Annotated in this window: 5 protein-coding genes; 3 read left to right on the top strand and 2 right to left on the bottom strand. The window is 65.4% G+C overall.

What is annotated here, in order from left to right; all coding sequences use genetic code 11:
* Positions 1-1,098: CaiB/BaiF CoA transferase family protein (locus V6M39_RS05310; RefSeq protein ID WP_332642696.1), on the top strand; the 1,098-nt coding region annotated here is incomplete at its 5' end.
* Between the two features lie 24 nt (positions 1,099-1,122).
* Positions 1,123-2,265 (top strand): acyl-CoA dehydrogenase family protein, encoded by a 1,143-nt coding sequence (locus tag V6M39_RS05305; RefSeq protein ID WP_332642695.1) that lies wholly within the window; start codon positions 1,123-1,125, stop codon positions 2,263-2,265.
* On the opposite strand, the gene V6M39_RS05300 is transcribed toward V6M39_RS05305, so the two are convergent.
* Positions 2,262-3,056, bottom strand: coding sequence for an alpha/beta fold hydrolase (locus V6M39_RS05300; RefSeq protein WP_332642694.1), 795 nt, complete (start codon positions 3,054-3,056; stop codon positions 2,262-2,264). The genes V6M39_RS05305 and V6M39_RS05300 overlap by 4 nt on opposite strands.
* A gap of 4 nt (positions 3,057-3,060) precedes the next feature.
* Positions 3,061-3,777 carry a MerR family transcriptional regulator gene (locus V6M39_RS05295; protein WP_332642693.1) on the bottom strand — a complete coding sequence of 239 codons (717 nt, stop codon included), beginning with the start codon at positions 3,775-3,777 and terminating at the stop codon, positions 3,061-3,063.
* A 140-nt stretch (positions 3,778-3,917) separates the two neighbouring features.
* On the opposite strand from V6M39_RS05295, the gene V6M39_RS05290 reads away from it, so the two are divergent.
* On the top strand, positions 3,918-5,071 hold a 1,154-nt coding region (locus tag V6M39_RS05290; protein WP_332642692.1), incomplete at its 3' end, for an acetyl-CoA C-acetyltransferase.

Below are 5,071 nucleotides of genomic sequence, written 5' to 3'. Positions count from 1 at the left end.
GGCCCGTTTGCCGGAATGCTGCTCGCCGATCTCGGCGCCGACGTCATCCGCGTCGATCGTCCCGGCGGCAACGCCATGCAGGTTTCGCAGCCCGAGAAGGACATCCTCAGTCGCGGTCGGCCGTCAGCAGCCGTCAACATCAAGGATCCTCGTGGTGTCGAGGTCGTTCTCCAGCTCGTCGAGAAGGCCGACGTACTGATTGAAGGGTTCCGCCCCGGGGTCACCGAACGCCTTGGCCTCGGCCCGGAGGACTGCTTCGCCCGCAACCCGCAGCTCGTGTACGGACGTATGACGGGATGGGGCCAGAGCGGCCCGCTCGCCCACACCGCCGGCCACGACATCAACTACATCTCGGTCGCCGGCGCCCTCGACACGATGGGCCGCGCCGGAGGTCCTCCACAGATCCCACTCAACCTGCTCGGCGACTTCGCCGGTGGGTCGATGTACCTCGTCACGGGCGTTCTCGCGGCTCTCCTGCATGCCAAGTCGACCGGCAAGGGCCAGGTCGTCGATGCCGCGATCACCGACGGTGTCGCCCATCTGCTTGCCATGCCGATCGGCATGATGCAGGTCGGCTCATGGAACGCCGAGCGAGGCACCAACCTGCTCGACTCGGGAGTGCCGATCTACGACGTCTACGAGACGTCGGACGGCCGGTGGATGTCCGTCGGTGGTCTTGAGCCCCAGTTCTGGGTGGCGATGGAGCAGGTGCTGCAGGCCGCTGTACCCGGCATCTCACTCCCCGACCGGTACGACCCGAGCCAGTGGGACGCACTCCGCAAGGTGCTCGAGGAGACCTTCCTCTCCAAGACTCAGGCCGAATGGACGGCGCTGTTTGATGGCACCGAGTCGTGTGTCGCGCCCGTCGTGCCGATCGATGAGGCTGCCGCACACCCGCACAACGTGGCCCGCGGTACGTACGTCGAGCACGACGGTCTCGTGCAGCCGGCACCCGCACCACGCTTCTCCGAGACTCCCGCCAACCTCACCACTTCGCCGGTGAAGGCCGGCACCAATACTGCCGAGGCTCTCGCTGCCTGGGGCATCGCTGACATCGATTCACTACTTGCCGACGGCGTTGCCGTTCAGGCCGACTGACCACACATCACAAAAGAGGCCACCATGAAGCGCACGATTTTTGAAGCCGACCACGACTCATTCCGCGACACCGTACGAGCGTTCTGCGAGAAGGAGATCGCTCCTCACCACGAGCAGTGGGAGAAGGACTCGATCGTCCCGCGTGACGTCTGGACCAAGGCCGGCGAGCTGGGCCTCCTCGGCTTCATGATGCCGGAGGAGTATGGCGGAGGCGGCATGCACGACTTCCGTTTCAACGCCGTCCTGCAGGAGGAAGTCACTCGGGTCGGCGGCAGCGGAGTGGGCTTTGCCATTCAGACCGATCTCGTCTCCGGCTACCTGCTGAAGTACTGCACCGACGAGCAGAAGGCTCGCTGGTTCCCGAAGTTCTGCTCCGGCGAGATGATCACCGCGATCGCGATGACCGAACCGGGCACTGGTTCGGACCTGCAGGGCATCCAGACCACTGCGGTCAAGGACGGTGACGAGTACGTCATCAGCGGCGCCAAGACGTTCATCACCAACGGCATCAACGCCGACTTCGTGATCGTGGTCGCCAAGACCGACCCCGAGGCCGGGGCCCTGGGCTTCTCCTTGATCGTCGTCGAGCGCGGTGCGGAGGGCTTCGAGCGCGGACGAAACCTCGACAAGATGGGCCTCAAGGCTCAGGACACCGCCGAGCTGTTCTTCGACAACTGCCGCGTTCCCACCTCCAACTTGCTGGGCGAAGAGGGCCAGGGCTTCATCTACCTGATGGACAACCTGCCCCAGGAGCGCATGACGATCTCGGTCGTCGCCGCAGCTGCCTGCCGCCAGATGATCGACATGACCGTGGAGTACGTGAAGGAGCGCAAGGCGTTCGGCAAGCCGATCGGCTCGTTCCAGAACTCACGCTTCGTGCTCGCCGAGCTCGAGACCGAGCAGCAGATCGCGCAGGTCTTCGTCGATCGCTCGATCACTGAGCTCAACAACGGGACGCTGACCGTCGCCGAAGCGGCAATGGGCAAATGGTGGACGACCGAGCTGCAGAAGAAGACGGTCGACCAGTGCCTGCAGCTGTTCGGTGGCTATGGCTACATGAGCGAGTACCCGATCTCGAAGGCATACCTCGACACCCGCATCCAGACGATCTACGGCGGCACGACCGAGATCATGAAGGAGATCATCGGCCGCGGAATGGGCCTCTAGCCTTCCGCGTCTGCGACGAGAGCGAGCACGGCTGGCAGGACCTGGTCGACCTCGTACGGCGCTGACAGGTGCGTGAGTCCGTCCAGTGCGAGGAAGCGAGCGGCCGGGATCTCGGACGCAGCTCGCTCGGCGTTGGCAAACATGTCCTCACCCACCGCCATGTAGATGAGGCACGGGAGGTCCCACGCTGACAGGTTTGCTGACACGGGGCCCTCGGCCAGTGCCGACCGCCACGCGGCAGCCAGTGCCTGTGGGTCGTTGGCGAGGACGCGTTCACGTGCCTGGGGCGGGAGCTTCTCGCCGAACGCACGCTCCAGGAAGTCGGCGAACGCCTTCATCCCTCCGCCCTGGGCCAAGTCGAGTGCTCTGGTCAGCAGCGGGACAGGGGGCCAGGACGGGTCCCATGCGTAGGGCTGGTTGCCGCACAACGTCAGCGACCTGACCCGATCGGGTTCGTGCTCGCCGAACGCGAAGCCGAGCCTCGCTCCCCACGAGAAACCGAGCAGGTGAACACTGTCGAGGCCGAAGTGATCGAGCACCGCGACGACGTCGGCGACCCTGGTCGGGAGCGCGTACGCGGCATCGTCATGGGGCTTGTCGCTGCGACCGTGTCCGCGATGATCGGCGAAATACAGGTGGTGATTCGGTGCCAACGCCTGCACGAGCGGATTCTCCTGAGCATCCTCAAGGGGATCGCCAAGGCCGGTGTAGACCAAGATCGGGGGACCGTCCGCAGCCCAGTCCTCGACGTACGTTCGAACGCCGTCCAGCCGATTGGTCGCGTATGGCACCGGGTTAGCTCCTGCGGCGGATCGTTTCGCGCTTGGCTTCGTCGACCGCAGTCTCGTATGCCGTCACGAGCGCCGCGATCGTCAGAGGTTTGAACCGCTCGATCATTGTGGTGATGGCCTCGGGCGGCTGACCCGAGGACTTCAGGTGCGGCCAGACCGTCGTGCGGAACAGTTCGGTGAGCTCGGTTGCCATGGCCTGGCCGTGCTCGGTGATGATGCGACGTGCGGCAAGCGCCGCCTCGGTCGGGAGCCCGACGTCGAGGAACTGGACGCCGACAGCGAGGTGGGCGGGCGCGACCTGGAAGACGTCCTCGACCGGGGTCGGCTCGATAACACCGAGTGCCACGAGCAGCTCGAGGTCGTCGTCGGTCAGCTCGCGCCCGGTGCGCTTGAGCAGCTCGGGACGGGTGACCGTCTCAGGGAGGTCTGGCATCCAGGGCGCCAGCAGTGTGCGGTGCAGTGCGACCTGTTCGGGGGTGGCATCACCTGGGATGTTCTCGAGGTAGCCCTCGATCGCCGACAGCGTGAAACCGTGCGCCTGTAGCTCACGGACCAGCTCGAGGCGAGCGAGGTGGTCAGGTCCGTAGTAGCCGTTGCGGCCCTCACGCCGCGGCGGCGGAATCAGTCCGCGGCCGGCGTAGAAGCGCACCGTACGTACGGTCATCCCGACTCGGGAGGCGAGCTGCTCGACGCTCAGCGTCTCGACCGGTGCCGGATTCATACCCTTGAGACTATCCGTGACGATCACCACAACCCCCGACGGTTGGACAATGACAGTGTTGGTGTCACAATCGTTCCTACGTCACATCTGTTCCTAGATTGCAGAGTGGCAGTCACCTTTCTCACTGCGAGGACACATTCATGACCGAGGCATTTGTCTACGACGCCATCCGCACCCCGCGTGGTCGCGGCAAGAAGACCGGATCACTCCACGAGGTCAAGCCGATCACGCTGATCACCGGCTTGATCGATGAGATCCAGAAGCGCAACCCCACACTCGACCCGAATGGCGTCGATGACGTCGTGCTCGGCGTTGTATCGCCCGTCGCCGATCAGGGTGGCGACCTCGCCAAGACCGCGGCTCTGGCTGCAGGACTGCCTGACACGGTTGCCGGCGTTCAGCTCAACCGTTTCTGTGCCTCCGGCCTCGAAGCCGTCAACCAGGCGGCAGGCCGCATCCGCTCCGGCTGGGAGGACCTGATCTTCGCCGGTGGAGTCGAGTCGATGAGCCGCGTGCCCATGGGCTCCGACGGTGGCGCCTGGGCCATGGATCCCCGTACGGCGTTCGACACCTCGTTCGTCCCGCAGGGCATCGGCGCTGACCTCATCGCCACGCTCGAGGGCTGGACCCGTACCGACGTCGACACGTTCGCCGCCGAGTCACAGGCCCGCGCCGCAAAGGCGATCGCCAACGGCTACTTCAACAAGTCGGTCATCCCCGTCAAGGACGAGAACGGCCTGACGATCCTTGACCACGACGAGTTCGTACGTGAAGGCACGACGGTCGAGAGCCTCGCCGGCCTGCCCGCCTCGTTCGCTGCCATCGGCGAGATGGGTGGCTTCGACTCGGTCGCTCTGGAGCAGTACCACCAGGTCGAGCGCATCAACCACGTCCACCACGCCGGCAACTCGTCCGGCATCGTCGACGGTGCTGCACTCGTCGCGATCGGTAGCGAGGCCGCCGGCAAGCGCCACGGGCTCACCCCGCGTGCCCGCATCGTCTCGGCTGCCGTCTCCGGCGCCGACCCGACGATCATGCTGACCGGTCCGGCCCCCGCCTGCCGCAAGGCGCTCGACAAGGCTGGCCTGACGGTCGACGACATCGACCTGCTCGAGATCAACGAAGCGTTCGCCGCTGTCGCGATGCGCCTCATGAAGGATCTCGACTTCCCGCACGAAAAGACCAACGTCAACGGTGGCGCGATCGCGATGGGCCACCCGCTGGGTGCGACCGGCGCGATGATCCTCGGCACCCTCATCGACGAGCTCGAGCGCCGCGATCAGCGCTATGGCCT

Source organism: Aeromicrobium sp., assembly GCF_036675695.1.
Classification (GTDB): domain Bacteria; phylum Actinomycetota; class Actinomycetes; order Propionibacteriales; family Nocardioidaceae; genus Aeromicrobium.
The sequence above is the reverse complement of the archived record's forward strand: the minus strand, read 5'-3'. Positions and strand labels throughout refer to the sequence as shown.